Consider the following 20,516-nt stretch of genomic DNA (forward strand, 5'->3'; position numbering starts at 1 on the left):
GCGCTTCAATTAAATGCTGTTGTTGTTTGGCGAGGGAGTATTCTTGGCCCACAGTGTTTTCCACTTCGTTAACCGCATTTAATAGGGTTTCTTGATAGACCCAATAGCGCTGCTCTGTGGTTAATTGGGCTAACTCAGCTTGTGATGATAATTTGCCACCTTGGAACAAGGGCGCAGATAATTGCCCCAGCACACTCCATAAAGGTCCGGTGAGTAATGCATCTGTTGGCGACTGCGCCATGTCGGTCAAACTGGCTGATAAACTGATCGACGGCAACATAGCCTTATAGGCGGCATCGGTACGTAATGCTTCGGCTTCAATATTGTAAAATGCAGTTTTAATATCAGGACGTTGACTTAGATTTTGTTGCCCCAGTGAACTAATAGGATTCAACACTGCAGGAAATTCCGCAGTAATGGTTACCGCTAAATCGTTGCCGGTCCATTGCCCTGTAAGCAAGGTCAAATCACGCTTGCTTTGGGCAAGCTGTTGTTGATAATCGGCTAAGGTAGCTTGTGTACTGGCGACACTAGTATTGGCATTATCGAGATCTTCTAAACTGCCTAAGCCAACACGATAACGCGCTAAAATAAGTGCTTTATTGTTGTCTAATACCGTTAAACGCTGGGTTTCAATCGCCACAAGTTGTTGTTTAAGGCTAATGTCTAACCAACTGCGCATCACGTTGGCGGCGACTAAGTCTTGCGCGCTTTGAAGACTGGCTTGCGTGCTGGCAATGTCTTTTAATGCAGCGTTGCTGCTGTCAGCAATTTTTTGCCATAAATCCAGCTCCCAACTCACGGTAATATCAGTGGTATAACTGTCATCGCTGTCTTCGGTTGAAGTGCCGCTAAAGCTGGCATCTACTGACGGCAAACGGCTAGCAGAAGTAATACCGTGTTGGGCATAGGCCATTTTCAATGCCACTACGCTTTGTTGCAAACTAGGGTTATTCTGCAAAGCAGCAGATATAAAGCTTTGCAACTCAGGCACATTAACCAAGTCAGTTAAACGCGCTATCGATTGTGTCGGCACATCTTGTGTCTTTGAGGCCAGCAGCAACTGCTCAATTAAACGCTGGCTAGTATTCGCCTCAGCCTGACTGGCTCGGTCAGCGTAATTGACATTATCGACACTGCTGCAGCCCAACAGGCTCGTCACCATCAGTGCCAGCATCGCTTTTCGTAGCGCCGGTTTTACCATCATCAACTGCATCCCCAAACCTGTGTATTACACAATAATGGCACCAGCATACTGATGGAGGGGTTAAGGCGAGGTTAAGGTGTGGGGGATGGAACTTGGGGATAATATTGAAAGCGGATAAATAAAACCAAACAGACAATATAAAGATTTATCTTCATTGTCATCTCTGCCAATAAAATTAACGCTGCTATCTGGTTACTTTCTATTTCATATTTTTAATCGTATTTCTACTTTCTAGCTCAATTGAATACACCTGACTATAAATTTTTTTAATTAGATCAATCAAATCACCACTACTTTTACCATCTCGTTTTTGACTAACCCATACATTAGACAAGGTAAGAATGAGTCTTTCCGCTTGGTTTAAACTACTTTTTTGAGATACTTTTATAAATAAAAGTTGGCAACTGATAATTAAACATTTAACAACCAACTCATTTTCTAGTGGACTTTCAGTATCTTGTTTTTCTTTTGTTAACCATTGAGGTTCACCCTCACTGTACACTAACGCAGCAATCAAGTTAGCCACAGTCTTTATATCTGTAGCACCATTAAACAACTGCATTATTTCATCTGAGCGTTGAAAACTTAATAATAAGCTATAACCAAGATCGGCCTTATGCCACTGCTGTACTAATGCTTGAAGAAATGCCATAGATATTAACCTATCGATAAATTGCTATTCGTTTGGGGTTAAGTTCGAATGTTTGTTCCAGATACAAAAGGTATTCTTTAGCCAAAATAGAGAACGCTTTGTAATAATCTGTTTCGGCATGGGAATATGCGAGTTCTAAACATCGGTAAGCCCAAGGAAGTAAATGCTTTTCTAACAGCTCATTAATTGTTTTTTGATAAAGTGGATTTGTTGGATCTTCAGTCGCCTTGTTTAATAAGAAAGATAATACCGCAAATATTAACCCAATATGATCTAGAGGTTCGTTGGTTCTCATGTCTATATTGATGTCATTAACTGCATAAAACTGTTTTAACGTAACGGTACTAAAGTCATTAAGTAACTGTGAAGAGCTGGTATAAGCAGACCCCCACGGTGCAGCAAAAGGTGTTCCTGGGCCGTAAAAAAGCATGCCGTAGTCTAGCTTAAGCCTAATCAACTCAGCTTCATCACCGGTCCATTGAGCAAGATAAGCTTTTAGGTGCGTTAATCCTTTAATGTTGGTATCGGTTACTAACAGCTGAGGCCAATTTTCAACAATATCTTGATCTTTAAAGGTATTGATCAAATCCAACTCAGGATAAATAGTCAGCACAGAATGCAATACATTGGCAATGGCTTGTAAATCTTGAAGCTTTTCAATGTTCATATCGTTCATATTTGCTTATAAATTTAAGTAGGATGGAAGGGTGTAATACGCTGATTACACCCTCTATTCAATAATTTATACTTCTCGAACGTTTAAGATCCGCCCCGTACTTGCACCAACAGGTTGGGCCTTCTTTGACGCTTTAACAATTAAGTTAGGCGAGGTAATCGATTCAGAAGGTAGTGGCGCAAAGTGACCATCACCGTTACCGTATTTAGCTCGTAGGTTTTCCATCGTATCAAAGTCCAACGCTCGTAAAGGGCATGACTCTACACAAATCGGTTTCTTACCTTCTGCTAATCTATCGAAACAACCGTCACACTTGGTCATGACTTTGCGTTCAATATCAATCTGCGGCGCATCATATGGGCAAGCTCTTGAACAGCTTTCACAGCCAATACATAACGACTCTTGAACCAGTACCAGTCCGTCTTCTTTTCTTTTATGCATAGCGCCAGTCGGACAAGCTTTGACACACACAGGTTCATTACAATGGTTACAACCAACAGAGGCATAATAAGCAAATACATTTTGATTATAACTTTCGTCGCCATTTTGATCCCATGAACCACCACCGTATTCATAAACCCGACGCCATAACATACCAGGCATTGCCGATACGCCTTGATTAGTGACATCATCCTTACTGCGTGTTTTGCCAACCATTCGATCTTTACAGGCTATATGGCAGGTTTTACAGCCAGTGCATTTGCTGCTATCGAAATAAAATCCTAATTGAGTTTCTTGTGTCATTTTAATTTACCCCTATCAAGCCTTGACTACCTGAACACGATTGGTGTGCTGTGGATTTCCCTTTGATACTGGAGAAGGATGATATTTTGTCAGTGTATTAATACAGCCTCCAATATCCACAACATGGCCAGATGGACCCACTTTGCCACTCGCATCTGGTTTATACCAAGCACCTTGCCCTAAAGAGCACACACCAGGAGTAACTCTAGGAGTGAGTTTTACAGGCAGTTCAATTGTTCCTCTACCGTTATAAACATGAACCATATCGCCATCAGCTAATCCACGAGAAGAGGCATCTTTCGGGTTCATCCAAACTGCATCTTCTACGGCTTCCCGTAACCATGGGACATTATGGTAACTTGAGTGAGTTCGACCTTTAGTGTGGTAACCACATAACTGTAATGGGTAGCCAGCATCAATAGTGTCTTGATCTTGATAGCCGTCCCAAGTCACCACATATTGTGGTAATGGAGTAATTTGGTCTCCAGTAGGCAAAGACCAAGTGGCCGCTTTACGTGCAAGTGATAATGAGAAAATCTCAAATTTTCCAGAAATTGTCGGTCTAGGGTTCGCTATTGGATCTTGAATATAAGACTCAAATGCAACCACTGATGAAGACATGTATTTACGGAAAACCCCAATTTTCTGGGCCTCCTCATAGGTATCGGGCATATCAACATCGGCATTCATTGCCTTGGTTTGTTGATAAAGCTTTTCACACCATTGTTGGCCGTTAAGCCCTTCGGTGTATTCAGCTCCATAACCCATAGCATTCGCAATCCCAGCACAGATTTCATACATAGATTGTGATTCGCCTAGTGGCTTCAATGAGGTGCTCATGAAGGTTGCATACGCCATTTGACCCGATGCATATGAATCGTTGGCATAATCGACTGATTCTAACCATGTACTGTCTGGCAATAAGTAATCGGCAAACTTAGCAGAAGGTGTCATCCAACAATCACTGACAATAATCAGTTCACACATACTGTCATCTTGGAGGATTTGCGCGGTGCCATTACTGTCTGAATGTTGATTGACTAAAGCATTACCGGCACAGTTAATAATTGCCTTAATGTTGGTGCCCAATGTTGCAGGATTATTATCGACTCGTTCTTGACTGCCGCTAGAAGTGAAACGAACACCATCAGTAGTTCCACTGAACTCTTCACCACGAACAACGGCATCTGACCATGTGAAAACAGGGATAGTAACCTCTACAGGGTTACTGCCAGTAGGCATACCCGAAACACCAAAACTATAACTTGACGGCATGGCACCGCTATTTACACCCGCACGGCCTATTTTTCCGGTCATAATGGCTAGGGTATACACGGCGCGAGTCGCTTGATCGCCATTTGCATGACGACTAATACCCGCACCAGCAGAAATATATGGCGCTTCAGCGGCCATAATAGCAGTGGCTAGTTGTTCTATTTTATTCGCTGGAACGCCACAGACTACGGCGGCCCAAGCTGGTGTTTTCGCACCTTCTTGCTCAAATATGCCTTGGCCCATAATATAATCATGGTAGTTTTGTGCTGGGTCGATAAATTCAGCGTGTGAAGCAATAAACGGATCAGCATTTAACATTACAGACGCTTTAGTATTCACTAACGATGCTTCGTCATAACCCACTGCATATTTGTCTAAAAATGGTTTGGCATGTTGATCAACCCAACCACTATTTATCATTTGATAAATAACCGCCTCAATTAATGCGGCGTCAGTACCAGGACGAATAGCAAGCCACTCATCTTCATTACCCCGCATTGAATCTGTGTATCTGGGTTCAACCATCCACACTTTAATATTCTTTTTATTGCTCTCTAAAGATTTAACAAAGTCATAGCCTTCACCGCTACCACTCATGCGTATCTCATTTGGATTAAAACCAAACCCAATAAATAAATCTGAGTTAACGATTTCGCTTAACGAACTACCACCAATGCTATCCCATTGATCGCCATAAGTGGCCATACACGCTGGATACACACCGGCCCATGAATAATCCCAATGGTGGTCTAGAAAACCGCCATTTAAATTCAATAGGCGACCCCAAGTAGCGGTATTCGATGAGAAACCATAATAAGCACCTGTACCGTAATGCATGTAAATTGATTCAGGGCCGTAGTTATCTTTAATAGCTTGTAATTTCGTGCCTATTTCTGAATAAGCTTGTTCCCAACTGATAGGGACAAATTTTGCCTCACCTCTTTTGCCGACTCGTTTCATTGGAGAACGTAGTCGATCAGTTGCATAGGTTCTTTGACGAAGTGAGCGTCCGCGAGGACATGCTCGAGCTTGATGGTTTACACCATATTCATCAGTTGTTTCATGGTCAGTTTCAATTCGGGTGATAACACCATCTTTACTGAATACTTTAATAGGGCAATTTGAACCACAATTGACTAAGCATGCAGACCAGTTAAGCTGTTCAAGCGAACTTTCAGGTACTTCTGGCGGTACTACATTGATTTCTTTCGCACTATCTTCACACCCAGTGATAGTTGCTGCAGCGCCAATTGCTGCACTCATTTTTAAGAAATTTCTACGTTCCATTTCTATATCCTCGCGTAGTATTTACGATACGTTTAATGCAATTTGTAGCTAAATGACAACATCACTTGGTGTGCGTTATAGTCATGGTTTATATCTTGAAGTGTTATTAGTCCGGGTATACTTACAATCCCAGTAGATGCAGCATCAGTATCGTAATAACGTTCGTATCGATAGCTGAGTTTGAGTGCCATTTGTGAGTTTAATGCATAATCAGCATAGACACTGGCACTGTGGTTATAACTGTAATAGTCACCGTATGGTTGACTATCATCAACAATCACATTGGTATTACTGGTTGAATTAGCAAATAGATAATCCATACCTATAATTAATTTATCTTGCATTAAGCCACTATAATTAAGCCCTGCACCAATATTAATAAACTCATCTTCTATATCTGAGTACCAATATGAATTGCCAACTTGACTACCGGCTTGCGATGAGTTAATCCATTGCTGCCCAATAAATCCATAAGTATCAATATACTGATTAATATGAAAACTGACATTGACATCATAACCATAATCTTCTGAATCTAATAAACCGATATCAGTATCTTTATATTCATCCTTGGCATATCGAGAGGTAATATCGACATTAATCCAATCATTAGGTGTATGCGTTAACTTTAATTCATAGGCATTACGGATTCGATCTGCCAAATAATACTTTCTTAACACTGCATTATCTTCTGAGGCTGTTAATATATCTGACTCATATTTAGAACCATCTCTACTAGCATACTCAGACTTTACATTAATATTAAAAATTTCAAACTTACGGATATTTAATTTCGCCCATAAGGTGTCATCTTGAGTTGTTTCACGTTCACTATAATTGCGAGTGATTTCTTTACTGTCATAACCTGCCTGTAAACGATAACCACTGGCAATTCGATAGCTCGCATTTATGCCATAATTTTTACGTTCGTAATCTAAAGGGGTATTTTGTCTAAATGCACCCGTTAAACTATTAAAGTTATATTGAGCAAACTCTGCAGTCGAACTCTGATTATCTCGCTTGTTATAATCGATGTTGCCACCTAAGCGAAGTCGATTATTCATCATTGATGTCACTGCAAAACGGCCATCAGTGGTATTAACCTGACCGTCCCAGCTTTGCAGTGGATTACCACTCATTTGAATTAAGTTTTCATCTTGGATCATGCGACCCATTGCAACTCGTCCACTCATCACGGTCTGATCAAAGCGGTAATTGCCAGAAAGTGATATTTGATGCGCTTGGCTGTCTGGAGAGGCGGCATAAACATCGTTTAAATAAGGCAGACTTAAGTCGCTTATTTTATTATTGTAAATGCTTCCTGAATAACTCAATTCGCTCATCCAATTATCGCCATTAAGACCTATCCCAGCATCCCATTGAGAAGTCGTCGCGTTCACCGGCAAGCCAATATTGATAGGGCTAGGCGTCACGATACTGCTTGAGCTGTGACCAGTTTTCTCTTCTTGGCTGTAACTGACAAAGCTATTGTAAGCATCTTGGCTAAATACCACGCCAATGCCTAATTTCTCTCGTTCTAGCGCTAAGTTAAACGTATTAACATCAGTACTTGGAGTCAGCATTCCATCGTTATGCCACAACTGACTATTTACATCATCAGCTTTAATCGTTTTGATTGCAGCGTAATCTAATACCACCTCATATAAGCCTGAATCCCCAATTTGTAAACTAGCAAAGCTATTATCGAAACCCAATTGGTGAGCAGTTATTTGGGCTTGATAGCCAGATTTGTTCAGGAACAAAATATCACTGCTTAACGAACCAATAGCGCCATCTTCTGAAGTGCCTAATGCGTTACCGGCATGCATATCATCAATGTCGTTATAGCCAAAAGCCACATCGATCTTACCGCTATAATCTGTATTCTCGCCACAACGGTTACACTCATAATTACTGGTTTTTACATGACTAGTATTAGCATTACTCACCCCAAAATTCGCTGCGAAACTGTGTCCAGATACCGCCACTAATATCGATACAGTAATAAGATTGATTTTAAATGACATAATCTTGCTCTCCATTAGCGTTGCAGCAAGCTGCCTGAGGGATGATTTGAACCATGTATTTGACTGTGGCAATTCAAACAACTTTTACCGCCACCAAAGGCATCAATACCTGACTCAGCGACCACTCGACTAGCGTGTCCATCATTGGCATGACATTGCTGACACAATTGCGGAGCGCGTTGCTTAACGAGTGATTCATTGACACTGCCATGAGGGTTATGACAAGTGACACAATTTTCTGTTACTGGTGCATGTTCCCATAAGAAAGGCCCACGTTTTTCAGCATGACAGCTATAACAAGTATCATTAACTGTGGGGTTAACTAACGCATTTTCACTCATTGAGCCATGAGCTGAGTGGCAATCAACACATGTCATGCTGTTCCACTTTAAAGGGTGTGAAGAGCGCTTATTCATGTCGCCTTTTTGGCTGGTATGACAGCTAACACAAGTGTCATTAACAGTGAGCTTATCCATAACAGGGTCTTTGGCTGCATGGATTTTGTGACAATCTACACAGGCAACTTCTTCAAGATTATGGGTACTGTTGTGCCAGCTCATCTGCTGTGCATCGTTATGACACCCTTCACAAACACTGTTTTGAGAACTTACCGGCAACTTACTTTTTGCACCAAAAGCAATCATCGGCTCCTTACCACCTCGATTATGATTGCCTTGTGGACCATGGCATGCTTCACATTGCAAGCCTGCCATCGGAGATGCGTCTGAAATGACTTTGCCGTGCGTACCCTTAAATAAGTCCATCACCTGTTCATTTTTCTTATGACACATAAGGCAAGAATCTGCCCCTTTAGGAGAATAATTTCCGTCAGTAAATTTTTGTTGCAGTGTAGTGTCTAATTGTTCTGCGGTTAAATCGTCCCACGGTAATGCAAGAGCACTTTGCATTACTAAGAGTCCACAACCAATGAGCATGGCAAGTTGATAGAGAGATCTCATTATTAAATACCTCCTTAAATCTGAATTTTTTACTTTCATGTCACTACCTGTGAAATAATTACTTTTTAACGTCAGTTACTATGTTTTTTCTAGAAAATATAATCGAAAGCTTATTTGTTGTTATCAAGGTTTAAACCAAACAACACTAACTGGCTGGCCCCTACTTAACATTCCGTTATCATCTGCGAACTTCTTGAGCTAATTTAATCAAACCATCCGCCTAAATACCTACATATAGGTATAAACAATCGTAAGTAACATGTGATTGACTTAACAGAAAATAAAACTAATTTAAATTACCAACATTCATCACAACTTAAAAAAAGATGTGAGAAATATCGCATAATATAAATATGCATAGAATTGAAACTAGTTAATTTATATTTCGGTTTATACTGTCAGATATTCGATTAGTAAATCATGTAATGAAAATTAAACGTTAAGGTATGTTGGTATGGCTCTAGTTATGTCTTTAAGTTCTGAAATGAAAGGGAAATCTACTATATTCTTTCCAGATGCAGTTAAACCCGACATAATGAGTTTTATTAAAGAAAATGGCGAGAAAAAAACCTTAAGTAAAGGTGAGCTAATACCTAAAAGTATTTTGCTTAATAATTTTATTTATTTAAACACCGGACTATTATTTTATATAAAAAGAACAAACAACTATACCAAACCTAAATTTGTTAATGTCATCATCCCGAATAGACTAACTGATTATCATTTACTATTAGAAAACAATTGTACTTGTTGTAAAAGTATTAAAGTAGCTCGAGATAGTGAGATAATAGTTGTCGATAAATCTTTGATTAAAAACTTAATAAAGAATGACATTGAGCTCTTTACACGTTTTATGTTTGATGCCAACTATTTTACCGAAAGACAAACCGCATTGGCTATTTTCTTATTAACATCGTCACCTGAAGATAAACTCATTAAGTTTCTATTCGATATTTTGGTCGCTTTTAAGACAGAGTTTTCATCAATGTGGCTTACTATTGATATTAAACTAACACGAGAAGAGATTGCTGACATACTGCATATTAGCGTCATAAAGCTAGACTTGATGCTGGGGAGCCTAAAGAAAAAAGGCATGCTAGCCAAAGAAAAAGGAATGTTTAGTATTAATACAGCATTATTTAATGAACTTTCTCCTTGCCCTTTAGGTAGAGAAGACGCCCAAGGATGCAAATCGAATAACATGCTAAAATTTAAAACAAAGAATATGATTGAAATCAATAATCAATAGCGAGACGCTAGAATTCAGTGATTCGAAACGTCGAGTGCAGCGTTAACACAAAAGTTTCGGCTAGAAACACATTAACAAGACCTGCACTCAGTCGCCGCTATATATTAACTAAACTACATAATGTTCAGCTTTAATGTCCCTTCAACCGCCTGCTCAGCGCACTTTGACTAATACCCAGTATTTGCGCTGCTGCGGTTTGGTTATTAGCAGTGCGGCTCATGGCTTCGTCCATTAATGCTTGGTTCATCTGCGCTATCGTGGGCAGTTGTTTGGGGAAAATAATGCGGTCTTGCGGCGCTGCTGTTAATGACTTGTGTTCATTAATCGCTTCCATAAAAGCAGAGGTATTAAGCGCTATGCCATCACTTCTGCTCACAGCATCAAAAACCATGCCTTTGAGTTCATGAAGGTTACCAGGAAAATCATAACTGGCGAGTTTGGGCGCTAAATCGGGAGGCTGAATAGGCGCAGGTAGATTCATTTCAGCTGCAGCAAGGGCGATGAAATGATTGATTAACATAGCAATGTCTAACTGCCGTTCTGCTAACGGTGGTAATTTAATTTTATGAGCCCGTAAGCGGTAGAGTAAATCGCTTCTAAACTCACCAGCTTGGTGTAGTTTGAGTAAGTCATCTTGAGTCGATACCACAAACTTACATTTAACCGGATAAGCGGTGTCGCTGCCTAAAGGGTAATATTGTTTAGTTTCTAACAGCGCTAATAGCTTAACTTGTGCATCCAGAGGCAACGCGCCTATTTCATTCAAATACAGCACCCCACTTCCTACTTGATGCAATAGGCCTGCAACCGCTTCAAGCTCGCCATTATGGTGATGATACAGCTGGCCACTCATTTTTTGCTCAAAGGACTCGCTACTAATACCGGCAAGATTAATGCTAATAAAAGGTTCATTCGGGTTATAAAGCGCATGGCAAGATTTGGCGAACTCGTTTTTTCCAGTGCCGCTTTCACCATAAATTAGCAAGGGTTCAGGGCTACAAGATACGGCTTCAAGATAACGAAATTGATCTAATAACTGTGGCTCGCAAGTTAAAATATTATTGAACGCTTGCGGGTTATCTAAAGTACGACTTAAGAATTTTTCTTTGATATACAGGTAGTTTCTTTCAAGCCCAACCACTTCTAGCGCTCGGCGTACCGTACGCGCGAGATTATCGACATTGTCTGTTTTGATAAAGTAGTCATAAGCGCCATTTTTAATACAGCGCACTGCGGTATCAACCTCATTCACCCCAGTCACAATAATCACCCGAGTATTGGGAAAATCACTGCGGATCATCGCTAATAGCTCTTCGCCAGAGTGAAATGGCATAGTAAGATCGACCAGTACTAGCGCATAATCACCCACTTGTAAGCGGCTGTGTACTTGACGGCTATCTAGACAAGTATCTATGTCAGCCTCAGGAACGAGACGGTTAAGGGTTATCGCGAGTGTGCGTAACCAGGCGGCTTCATCGTCGATTAACAGAATATTTCTGGCCAGTTTCATGTGTGTTGTTCCAATGCAAAAATCAGACTAATTTGCGTGCCTTTGCCTAAACTCGACTGCATCTGCATTTCGCCTTGATGCTCTTTAATTATTTTGCTGCATACCGATAAACCCAAACCACTGCCGCCCTCGTTGCGACGGGTGGTAAAAAAGGGCTCGGTAATACGTTTGAGCGTGGCGCTATTCATGCCGCAACCGTTATCGATAATGCTCAATATTGCCGTATTGCCAGCAATGCGGGTTTCTATAAAAATCTCGCCATGTTGTTCAGTGCAGGCATGACAAGCATTTTGAATAAGGTTGATTAATACCTGATGTAACTGTTGCGCATCTCCCTTAATTATAGGGCTAGGTTGACATAACCTCATGTTGATCTGATGGACCTTGGTTTGATTAGCGGTAAGACGCTGGGCAACTTGAACCACGTCATTTAGGCATACTCGAGCATATTGATCGGCAATATGCGGCATGGCATAACGTTTTAAGTCATTAACAATTCGGCTGATACGTTTGGCGCCCTCTTCAATAGAGCCGCAACTGTACTGAAGCTCTTCAATGGCAACATCTGGGGTTAATCCTGCAATAAGCCAAAAAGGATTTTGTTGCTGATAGTGCCTTGCTGCTGGGGTTAAGTCTTTTAAGGCCGCGGTAAATAATGATACCGCATGCACAATCAGGCCGGTTGGATTATTGATTTCATGAGCAATTCCCGCAGACAACTCCCCTAGTGACGCTAAGCGGCTAACTTCTTCATTTGCTTGCCTCAATCTATGCTGCTCAGTGGTTTCCTCAAGTAGAATCACCACTTGTTTTTCTGCAATAGGATGGATTTGTAATTGCCAAAACTGCTGTTGATAGCGCATCTCTGCAATCAAGGGGGTTTGGCTAGAGAGTACCTCGAGCACCGCCGTTTTAAGAACAAATGCATGATTGTCGATATAGTAAAATGCTGCTGAATCTAACAAATGAATATTGTTATCGTTACTCCATAAATGCTGCAAGTCTTGGTTTACTATGGTTACGCCATTGGGGATGCCATCGAGAACAGATTGGAACTGTTTAGATAATTCAGATATCTCAGCTTCAATGCGCCTGCGCTGAATGAGTTCGGCATCAAGGGCTTTAGTATGACGGCGTAAACTAGCGCTTATCAATCCGGTGAAAATCATCCCGATAGCAGAAATAATCGCCACTAAAATGGCTAGAGCAAACATGCGCTTTTCAGAAGAGGTTAAATCCACTTTTTCACGCCCGGTACCAAACCATTTATTAACCAGTCTGTCGTATTCGCCTGATAATTTTAACTGCCTAAGCGCTTCATTAATTTGATACATGAGTTCAGTTTTCGACTCATTAGCGACAAAATTAAACGCGCCATAAATGAGTGCATCACTCGAACTGCGCACCGATGGATACAGCGGAAGTAAACGCCGCGCAACAAAGCTTTCAGCAATCACCACGTCGACTTGATTTTTAATCAGTAATTGAAAACCGGTTTCATACAAATCAACATCCACGCGGTCGAAATTTTGCAAATGGTCAGATAAAAAAACATCAACAAAAGCGCCTTTTTTAATGGCCACCCGCTTACCAATCAAATCTGCCCAACTGTTAATTAACCCCTTACCCTGCAAAGTATAAGCTTTAGCGTGGGTAGCATAGATAGGATCAGATTGAGCTAACTTGCGATCCATGTTCACCGGGCTCACCACAACAATCACGTCAATATCACTGTTAGGGTTATACACATCTTGAACTAATTGCTGAAAACTCTTACGCCGCACAAGAATGCGCTTGTTAGTAAGCTGACCAATTCTATCCATCAACTCAATGTTAAATCCTTGATCCACTCCGTTATTACGCCACTCTAATGGCGCTGTTTTTGAATGCACACCTAGCACAATGCTGTCTTGCGCGAATGCAGGAAAAGTGAGGGTAATAACTAATAGTAATAGGATCTTCATACTGCGATGTTAACTATTTCGCTCATTTGAAACTGTGCCGCATTCCGCGAATTAGTAAATCATTATGTACCTTTTACCTAAATGTTAATTCGATGTGATCTAGCGCCACATAAGCTATGCAAAAGTGCATATACGCCCTTATAGCTATGCATCTTTGCATAGCACCTTTTCATGCTTGTGATTGAGTTGTCATTTCTGTCACTGCTGGTGTTTATCTTATTGCTGGTTTTAGTGGCATGGATAAAGATTAAGGTAAGCAGAAGTAACCGCTGAACAACTTAACACCTAATTTTAGACCGAACTTTTAAAGTGAAGTGATCTCACTTCAGCCACACTAAAACAATAACTGGCTTTTATACCTAATCAACTAAGCATCATTAGGTTTAGAAGGAGGAGCAAAAATGAAAAAAATGAAACTTGCAGTCTGCCTTGCCACGCTAATGGGCACAGCAGGCCTAATGGGCAACGCTGTTGCGGCTGACAACTTAGCTGAATTCCATGAGCAAAACCAAGAGTGTGATAGCTGTCATACTCCAGATGGCGAGCTATCAAACGACAGCTTAACCTATGAAAATGCCCAATGTGTTTCTTGCCATGGCACTTTAGCTGAAGTGGCTGAAACCACAAAACATGAACATTACAATGCCCATGCTTCACATTTTCCTGGTGAAGTGGCTTGTACCTCATGTCACAGCGCGCACGAAAAATCGATGGTGTACTGTGATTCTTGCCACAGCTTCGATTTCAATATGCCATATGCTAAAAAATGGAAACGTGACGAACCCACTATTGCTGAACTGGCCAAAGATAAAGCAGAACGTCAGGCTGCTCTTGCTAGTGCACCTCACGATACGGTTGATGTAGTGGTTGTCGGTTCTGGTGGCGCAGGTTTCTCTGCGGCAATATCGGCAACAGATAATGGTGCGAAAGTCATTCTGATTGAAAAAGAGCCTGTTATCGGCGGTAACGCTAAATTGGCTGCAGGTGGCATGAACGCTGCTTGGACTGATCAACAAAAAGCCAAAGAAATTAAAGATAGCCCAGAGCTAATGTTTAAAGACACCATGAAAGGCGGCCGTGATATAAACGATCCAGCATTAGTTGAAGTCTTAAGCTCACACTCTAAAGGCTCAGTTGATTGGATGACCAAAATGGGCGCCGATTTAACCGATGTTGGCATGATGGGTGGTGCATCGGTTAAGCGTGCACACCGTCCAACTGGTGGCGCAGGTGTGGGTGCTCATGTTGTTCAAGTGCTTTATGATAATGCCGTAAAACGCAATATCGACTTACGCATGAACACTCGTGGCATTGAAGTGCTTAAAGATGACAGCGGCAAAGTGAAAGGTATTCTGGTTAAGGGAATGTATAAAGGTTACTACTGGGTGAAAGCCGATGCGGTCATCTTAGCAACGGGTGGTTTTGCTAAAAATAACGAACGTGTCGCTAAGCTTGATCCTTCATTAAAAGGCTTTATCTCTACTAACCAACCTGGTGCTGTAGGTGATGGTCTGGATGTGGCTGAAAATGCTGGTGGCGCTTTGAAAGACATGGAATACATCCAAGCTCATCCAACACTATCAGTAAAAGGTGGCGTAATGGTCACTGAAGCGGTACGTGGTAATGGTGCGATTTTGGTTAACCGTGAAGGTAAGCGTTTCGTCAACGAAATTACCACTCGTGATAAAGCATCTGCGGCAATCTTAGCGCAAACGGGTAAATCAGCTTATTTGATTTTTGATGACTCTGTACGTAAATCACTGTCTAAAATCGATAAGTATATTGGTTTAGGTGTTGCACCATCGGCAGACAGCTTAGTGAAATTAGGCAAGATGGAAGGTATTGACGGTAAAGCGTTAACCGAGACAGTTGCACGTTATAATAGCTTAGTGAGCAGCGGTAAAGACACTGATTTTGAGCGTCCAAATCTACCTCGTGCACTAAACGAAGGTAACTACTATGCAATCGAAGTGACACCTGGGGTTCACCACACTATGGGTGGCGTGATGATCGACACCAAAACTGAAGTCATGAATGCTCAGAAACAGGTTATACCTGGCTTGTATGGCGCTGGTGAAGTCACTGGTGGTGTTCATGGTGCTAACCGCTTAGGTGGCAATGCAATTTCAGGCATCATCACCTTCGGTCGCTTAGCAGGTGAAGAAGCGGCAAAATATTCTAAAAAGAACTAATCGATTTAGAATTAACTGACTAGCTAGTATCAGTAAGCCACAGTTCATTACTGTGGCTTTTTTTATGCGTCAATATCTCCAAACCTAACCAATTAACGCGTCAATAGCGGGCCTGTTGCAAGTCTTCTCATGTAAAAAATAACGCAGTTAGCAAGGCAAAGGGCTGTTTGCGAGGCATTTGTTATCCCGAGTTCAGATTAATTAATGCATAATCGATGGCACAGTAAATTTTGCATTAACTCACTAGCTAATATACAACGCTAACTTACAAAGCTATCAAAGGATAATAATGAAACAGTCTATAGTTCACATCGCGCTAGTGGTGAATGATTACGATGAAGCCATCGATTTTTATGTCAATAAATTGAAGTTTGAATTGATTGAAGACACCTATCAAGCAGAACAAGACAAACGCTGGGTTGTAGTCGCACCTCCGGGTTCAAACGGGGTATCTTTGCTGTTAGCGCGGGCATCAAAACCAGAGCAACATGATTTTATTGGTAACCAAGCTGGCGGACGGGTATTTCTTTTTTTGAATACCGATGACTTTTGGCGCGACTATAACCGCATGCAACTTGATGGGATTAAGTTTGTGCGCCCGCCTCAAGAGCAAGACTATGGCACTGTGGCGGTATTTGAAGATCTTTATGGCAATCTTTGGGATTTACTGCAGTTAAATGATAAACATCCGAAATAGATAATTAAACCATTCATAATTCCAGCAAAATTATAACGACACACTTGATTTCTACACCGAGGAAATCAGCATCGATCATTCTATGCTGACAACCTAAACCACGCATTCTGCAAGCTAACTGACATAAAAAAGCCAGTTGGATATTCCAACTGGCTTAACAAAACGTCACTCTATTTTAGAGCTAGTCTATATGCTGTAACCCAATTACAAAGCAAATTTATAGTAGACGTAAAAACGAGTGTCAGTTAGGTCATCGCCTGTAGAGTAATTAACAATGGCATGTCTGGCTCGCACACTTAAACCATTTACAAACTGTGAAAGATCATAAGTAACAGACAAGTCGGTTTCATCAATGTCTTTACTTGAATCACCATCTATTTGATAACTAGCCCAGTTAAGATATGTGCTCACACCACTGAGAGCAGAGTCAGGTGCAAAGTTGTATGCTAGCTGAGCACCGTAACCTTCTTCATTAGCACGCGAAGACTGAACCACCTGCTGAATGATCACTTTTTCATCACCAAATGGGGCAACAACATCGCCATCACCAGTTTTTGCGTACTTAATCGTGGCATCAAACCCACTCCATTTCATCCCTAAATGGAACCCAGCCTGGTAAGTATCAAACTGTGCAGCGCTCTGATCTAGCTTACCTGTAGAGTCTTGTTTTAAATAAGACGGAATGAAGTACCAATTGGCAGCGCCCATTTTACCGCTCATGTCCAATTTAACATGATACTGATTGTAAACGTCTTCCATGGAGTAGTACCACAGACTGGTTTTGGCTTTGACCGCATTCAACGGCAGATTGTAATCCAAACCTAAGGCGTAAATAGGGTTGTCTTCAACATCGATGAAAACGCCCTTACGTGCAAATTCACCCCGGATACCATCAGCCACACTGGCAAACTCTTCGTTGGTCCAGCCCATGTAATCAGTGATATACAGCGCTGACACGCCCAAGTTCTCAATTGAGGTATTCTTAATACTGGCACCGCGATAGGTGAACGGGATTGCTCTTAATGGGAACGGGTTCATCATGGGAGTACGTAACTCTTGCGCACCAACCACTATTTTAGTGTCGTACCAGTTGCCGCTAACAAAGTATTCTTGCAAACGGTTAACAGATGTACGTTCAACCTTAGCGCCAGGCGCTCCACCACCAACAAGGCCATACAGACCATCATCGTTTGCATCCCAAATTGGGTTAGCTGAAGCAAATGAACTGCCAAAGCTTATACCGTTAGCTTCTCCGGATCGCAGGTAGAAAAGGCCACCGAATGATGTATCACGTCGATCAGTACTATCGCCATCAAAGTTACGTTGGAAGTCAAATAATTGAAATTGACCATTCACACTGCCGTCATTAAATAAATTGGCCATTGGCTCGGCCGCAAAGGCTGGGCTTGCTGCTAGGCATGCCACAACCAAAGGTAGTAGTTTTGTTTTCATCATCATTTTTCTCATCCTAATTATTGTTAACTTTTCTTATGGTCGAGATATTAAGGTGCCAAATGGCCGACTTATGGCACAACAAAGTCAAAACGAAGGTGGCAACTGCCACAGTAGTTCTCTGACTTTTGGTGTACGCTGTGACATTTAAGGCAGTCAGTTTCAGTGCCAAAATGACGATTTTCATGTGGATTTGTTGGTTTCACATTCTTGGTTTTGGCTGCTAGCTTTTGGGTGTTATGACATGTCACGCATTTAGACATAGTCACAGGTTCACGAATTTCAGCTTTACCGTGGCAGCTAGCACATTTGAGTCCTTTAGCCGCATGAGTTTGATCCAATAAGGTGTTATTGTTTGCCATTGCACCGCTTGCGAAAAAGCTCAATGCAAGACAAAGCATGATGTTGCGCAGTGTTAATTTCTTCATTGTGTTATTCCATTATTCATTGGGAAGGTTGCCAAGTGTCAGGCATCCATTTAACTGGGTGTTCGTTTTATAGCTTGGCCACATACCTACCTGCTAAGTAGCCAAACGTATAACAACGTCCTAGTGACAATCCGAATACAGTCAGTGGGTAATCAACGCCACCATAGAAGCCACCACCTAAGTTACCGATAACGAATAAGCCGCCAATTTTGTTGCCATCAGCATCAAGCGCTTGATGATTTTTATCGACTAGCATTCCTGAACAAAGGGTTGAGATACGCATGCGGCGGTGAATGCCATAGAAAGGGGCTTTAACAACAGGAAGCATTTTTGATGAAGGCTTACCAAAATCGTCATCTTTACCGGTTTTGCAAAGCTCGTTATAGCGCTTAACATTGGCAACGAAGGTTTTAGGGTCACATTCCAGTTTTACTGCAAGCTCTTCCAAGGTATTGGCTGAGTAGGTATTTGTCTGAGATGCAAACACGCCGACCTTAGGCGCTGGATCTTCAGGCATATAGATTTTCATTTCTTCAGGTGAGTACAGTTTTCCAGGCCAGTTAGCAGCTTGGTCCATGTAATTAGAATCAAAGACTTGAGAGTAGTTACCCGCATTTTCTGCATCACGTAGGTAGTTATTCATCAATGACATTTCAACCGTTTCATTGACGAAACGATTACCTTTGCGGTTAACAGCAAGGAATGGCATATCACACATTGAAGCTGGACCGGCGTCAAAATCGTGCAACATTTTGGTATGACCGATAGGTTCGATTACGCCACCGGCCCAGTAAGCCATAGAGAAACCATCGCCAGTACGATCCATTTGCTTGCGTTCAAAATGCTTCAAATCAGGAATGAAGAAGTTACACATTGCTTCGTTATTCTGATAATCACCAGACGACAAAATCACACCTTTTTTAGCAAGGTATTTGTGGTATTTGCCATCACGGTCTTTGGCAATAACACCAATAACTTTGCCAGATTCATCTTGGATTAGTTGTTGTGCTGGCATGTTGAAGAAGAATTTAACACCCGCTTTTTCAGCTACTTTAGCTAAATCACGCATGCCGTCACCTGTGGTATATGGCTTAGGGCCACAAAATGAGGTCACAAAATTGAGCTTATGTTCAGTGACACCACGAATACCATGTTGCACTTTAGTGCCTTGGTCTACGATTTGCGCGCCACCTTTTTTAGCACGATCGATAACCCAAGAAACTGCCTCACCAGAGTTATACGCCCATTCTCTAACAAGTTCAGGGTGACAACGGTGAGCACTGTCGCTCATTAAACGGCTAACCATGGCTTCGACACCAGCCTTATCGCTGTTGGCCAAATCAATACCAGAACCTGTGTTACCTTGAGAAACGACAATCGCTTGTTTTTGTAATACCGCAACTTTAGCGCCATTCTCAGCCGCTGATAGTGCCGCAGGAACACCTGAAGCACCCGCACCAACCACAACCACGTCGAACGTTTGTGTCGATACGATCAGTCTGTCAGAAATCGGTTTCGGCTTAGGCATAAACTCTAACGTTGCGCCGCCATCTGAACTTTTAGCTGCGTTTTGGCAGGCGTCATCTGTTGCAGCAGAAGCCATTCCGCCACTTAGACCGGTAAATGCAACTGCGCCAGTACCCACTGCAGCACGAGTTAAAAAGCTACGTCGTGAAATACCATTTTGCAGGACATTCGCGGTGTATTGATCGATTGCTTCCGGCTTCTTTGAATCATTATTACTCATTGTCATACTCCTTTTGCCCTCACTGTCACAATGGGTCCAACAGCATTAACTGCGATATTGGACCCGCTCATAACCGTACAGAGCTACTGTGTTCTACTTGCATCAAAAGTAGGGTTCGCTCAGAAAGTGGGGAAAAGTCTTAATATGATAATAGTTAATGTTAACCCCAAATTTGATACGTTAAATGTATGACATATGATATTACCCATAAAGGGATAGTTATTACATCTATGGAGTAGCTCTCAAAAAAAAGTGATTTTGTGACTTTCTAACAACAAAAATATAATAGGCATTACCGATGAGAGAAATTCAACAGATGAATATCAACAGAAAGCAAATAATCGAAGTTGAGTCATATACTTACAAGCAGTTGTGACGCATAAATAGGAGCGGGAAAACAAGGATATTTCATCAGCATAACTATTAAGCATATGTATGAGCATGATAGAA

15 protein-coding genes are annotated in these 20,516 nt (G+C 41.6%); 3 read left to right on the forward strand and 12 right to left on the reverse strand.

Annotated features, from left to right (window positions below; all coding sequences use genetic code 11):
* The 7 genes from H5114_RS16480 to H5114_RS16510 form a co-directional block, all read right to left on the reverse strand.
* A partial coding sequence (locus H5114_RS16480) for a TolC family protein (RefSeq protein ID WP_182723508.1) occupies positions 1-1,207 on the reverse strand: 1,207 nt, incomplete at its 3' end.
* Between the two features lie 199 nt (positions 1,208-1,406).
* On the reverse strand, positions 1,407-1,859 hold the full coding sequence (locus tag H5114_RS16485) for a hypothetical protein (RefSeq protein ID WP_182723509.1): 453 nt from the start codon (positions 1,857-1,859) through the stop codon (positions 1,407-1,409).
* A gap of 10 nt (positions 1,860-1,869) precedes the next feature.
* The gene (locus tag H5114_RS16490; RefSeq protein WP_259395324.1) at positions 1,870-2,526 is read right to left on the reverse strand and encodes a molecular chaperone; all 657 of its coding nucleotides are present in this window, start codon (positions 2,524-2,526) and stop codon (positions 1,870-1,872) included.
* 75 nt (positions 2,527-2,601) lie between these two features.
* Complete coding sequence (locus tag H5114_RS16495) at positions 2,602-3,279, reverse strand: DMSO/selenate family reductase complex B subunit (RefSeq protein WP_162024027.1); 678 nt, start codon at positions 3,277-3,279, stop codon at positions 2,602-2,604.
* Between the two features lie 15 nt (positions 3,280-3,294).
* A complete protein-coding gene (locus H5114_RS16500) occupies positions 3,295-5,841 on the reverse strand; it encodes a DMSO/selenate family reductase complex A subunit (RefSeq protein ID WP_182723511.1) in 2,547 nt (848 codons plus the stop codon).
* Between the two features lie 32 nt (positions 5,842-5,873).
* Positions 5,874-7,868, reverse strand: a complete 1,995-nt coding sequence (locus H5114_RS16505) for an MtrB/PioB family decaheme-associated outer membrane protein (protein ID WP_182723512.1) — start codon at positions 7,866-7,868, stop codon at positions 5,874-5,876.
* 14 nt (positions 7,869-7,882) lie between these two features.
* The gene (locus H5114_RS16510) at positions 7,883-8,827 is read right to left on the reverse strand and encodes a DmsE family decaheme c-type cytochrome (RefSeq protein ID WP_182696862.1); all 945 of its coding nucleotides are present in this window, start codon (positions 8,825-8,827) and stop codon (positions 7,883-7,885) included.
* Between the two features lie 454 nt (positions 8,828-9,281).
* On the opposite strand from H5114_RS16510, the gene H5114_RS16515 reads away from it, so the two are divergent.
* A complete protein-coding gene (locus H5114_RS16515; protein ID WP_182696863.1) occupies positions 9,282-10,076 on the forward strand; it encodes a Crp/Fnr family transcriptional regulator in 795 nt (264 codons plus the stop codon).
* Positions 10,077-10,206: 130 nt separating this feature from the next.
* Here H5114_RS16515 and H5114_RS16520 read toward each other — a convergent pair whose 3' ends face one another.
* Both H5114_RS16520 and H5114_RS16525 read right to left on the reverse strand, forming a co-directional pair.
* Positions 10,207-11,586, reverse strand: a complete 1,380-nt coding sequence (locus tag H5114_RS16520; RefSeq protein ID WP_182723513.1) for a sigma-54 dependent transcriptional regulator — start codon at positions 11,584-11,586, stop codon at positions 10,207-10,209.
* The gene (locus H5114_RS16525; protein WP_182723514.1) at positions 11,583-13,550 is read right to left on the reverse strand and encodes an ATP-binding protein; all 1,968 of its coding nucleotides are present in this window, start codon (positions 13,548-13,550) and stop codon (positions 11,583-11,585) included. Before H5114_RS16525 ends, H5114_RS16520 begins: the two co-directional genes overlap by 4 nt.
* 401 nt (positions 13,551-13,951) lie before the next feature.
* On the opposite strand from H5114_RS16525, the gene H5114_RS16530 reads away from it, so the two are divergent.
* Together H5114_RS16530 and H5114_RS16535 are read left to right on the forward strand one after the other, a co-directional pair.
* Positions 13,952-15,742, forward strand: a complete 1,791-nt coding sequence (locus tag H5114_RS16530; protein WP_124015267.1) for a flavocytochrome c — start codon at positions 13,952-13,954, stop codon at positions 15,740-15,742.
* Positions 15,743-16,031: 289 nt separating this feature from the next.
* Positions 16,032-16,439 (forward strand): VOC family protein, encoded by a 408-nt coding sequence (locus H5114_RS16535; RefSeq protein WP_124015268.1) that lies wholly within the window; start codon positions 16,032-16,034, stop codon positions 16,437-16,439.
* Positions 16,440-16,643: 204 nt separating this feature from the next.
* On the opposite strand, the gene H5114_RS16540 is transcribed toward H5114_RS16535, so the two are convergent.
* The 3 genes from H5114_RS16540 to H5114_RS16550 all read right to left on the reverse strand — a co-directional run bounded on the left by H5114_RS16540 (position 16,644) and on the right by H5114_RS16550 (position 20,066).
* On the reverse strand, positions 16,644-17,897 hold the full coding sequence (locus tag H5114_RS16540; protein ID WP_182723515.1) for an OprD family outer membrane porin: 1,254 nt from the start codon (positions 17,895-17,897) through the stop codon (positions 16,644-16,646).
* Positions 17,898-17,962: 65 nt separating this feature from the next.
* On the reverse strand, positions 17,963-18,319 hold the full coding sequence (locus H5114_RS16545; protein ID WP_124015270.1) for a cytochrome c3 family protein: 357 nt from the start codon (positions 18,317-18,319) through the stop codon (positions 17,963-17,965).
* 67 nt (positions 18,320-18,386) lie between these two features.
* Positions 18,387-20,066 (reverse strand): FAD-binding protein, encoded by a 1,680-nt coding sequence (locus H5114_RS16550; protein ID WP_182723516.1) that lies wholly within the window; start codon positions 20,064-20,066, stop codon positions 18,387-18,389.
* Positions 20,067-20,516 lie beyond the last annotated feature (450 nt).

The sequence above is a fragment of the Shewanella sp. SR43-8 genome (genome assembly GCF_014163775.1).
Taxonomy (GTDB): Bacteria; Pseudomonadota; Gammaproteobacteria; order Enterobacterales; family Shewanellaceae; genus Shewanella; species Shewanella vesiculosa.

Coding starts and splice junctions, on each gene's coding strand:
- H5114_RS16485 (WP_182723509.1), bottom strand. CDS start 1,859: ATGGCATTTCTTCAAGCATTAGTACAGCAGTGGCATAAGGCCGATCTT.
- H5114_RS16490 (WP_259395324.1), bottom strand. CDS start 2,526: ATGAACATTGAAAAGCTTCAAGATTTACAAGCCATTGCCAATGTATTG.
- H5114_RS16495 (WP_162024027.1), bottom strand. CDS start 3,279: ATGACACAAGAAACTCAATTAGGATTTTATTTCGATAGCAGCAAATGC.
- H5114_RS16500 (WP_182723511.1), bottom strand. CDS start 5,841: ATGGAACGTAGAAATTTCTTAAAAATGAGTGCAGCAATTGGCGCTGCA.
- H5114_RS16505 (WP_182723512.1), bottom strand. CDS start 7,868: ATGTCATTTAAAATCAATCTTATTACTGTATCGATATTAGTGGCGGTA.
- H5114_RS16510 (WP_182696862.1), bottom strand. CDS start 8,827: ATGAGATCTCTCTATCAACTTGCCATGCTCATTGGTTGTGGACTCTTA.
- H5114_RS16515 (WP_182696863.1), top strand. CDS start 9,282: ATGGCTCTAGTTATGTCTTTAAGTTCTGAAATGAAAGGGAAATCTACT.
- H5114_RS16520 (WP_182723513.1), bottom strand. CDS start 11,586: ATGAAACTGGCCAGAAATATTCTGTTAATCGACGATGAAGCCGCCTGG.
- H5114_RS16525 (WP_182723514.1), bottom strand. CDS start 13,550: ATGAAGATCCTATTACTATTAGTTATTACCCTCACTTTTCCTGCATTC.
- H5114_RS16530 (WP_124015267.1), top strand. CDS start 13,952: ATGAAAAAAATGAAACTTGCAGTCTGCCTTGCCACGCTAATGGGCACA.
- H5114_RS16535 (WP_124015268.1), top strand. CDS start 16,032: ATGAAACAGTCTATAGTTCACATCGCGCTAGTGGTGAATGATTACGAT.
- H5114_RS16540 (WP_182723515.1), bottom strand. CDS start 17,897: ATGATGATGAAAACAAAACTACTACCTTTGGTTGTGGCATGCCTAGCA.
- H5114_RS16545 (WP_124015270.1), bottom strand. CDS start 18,319: ATGAAGAAATTAACACTGCGCAACATCATGCTTTGTCTTGCATTGAGC.
- H5114_RS16550 (WP_182723516.1), bottom strand. CDS start 20,066: ATGAGTAATAATGATTCAAAGAAGCCGGAAGCAATCGATCAATACACC.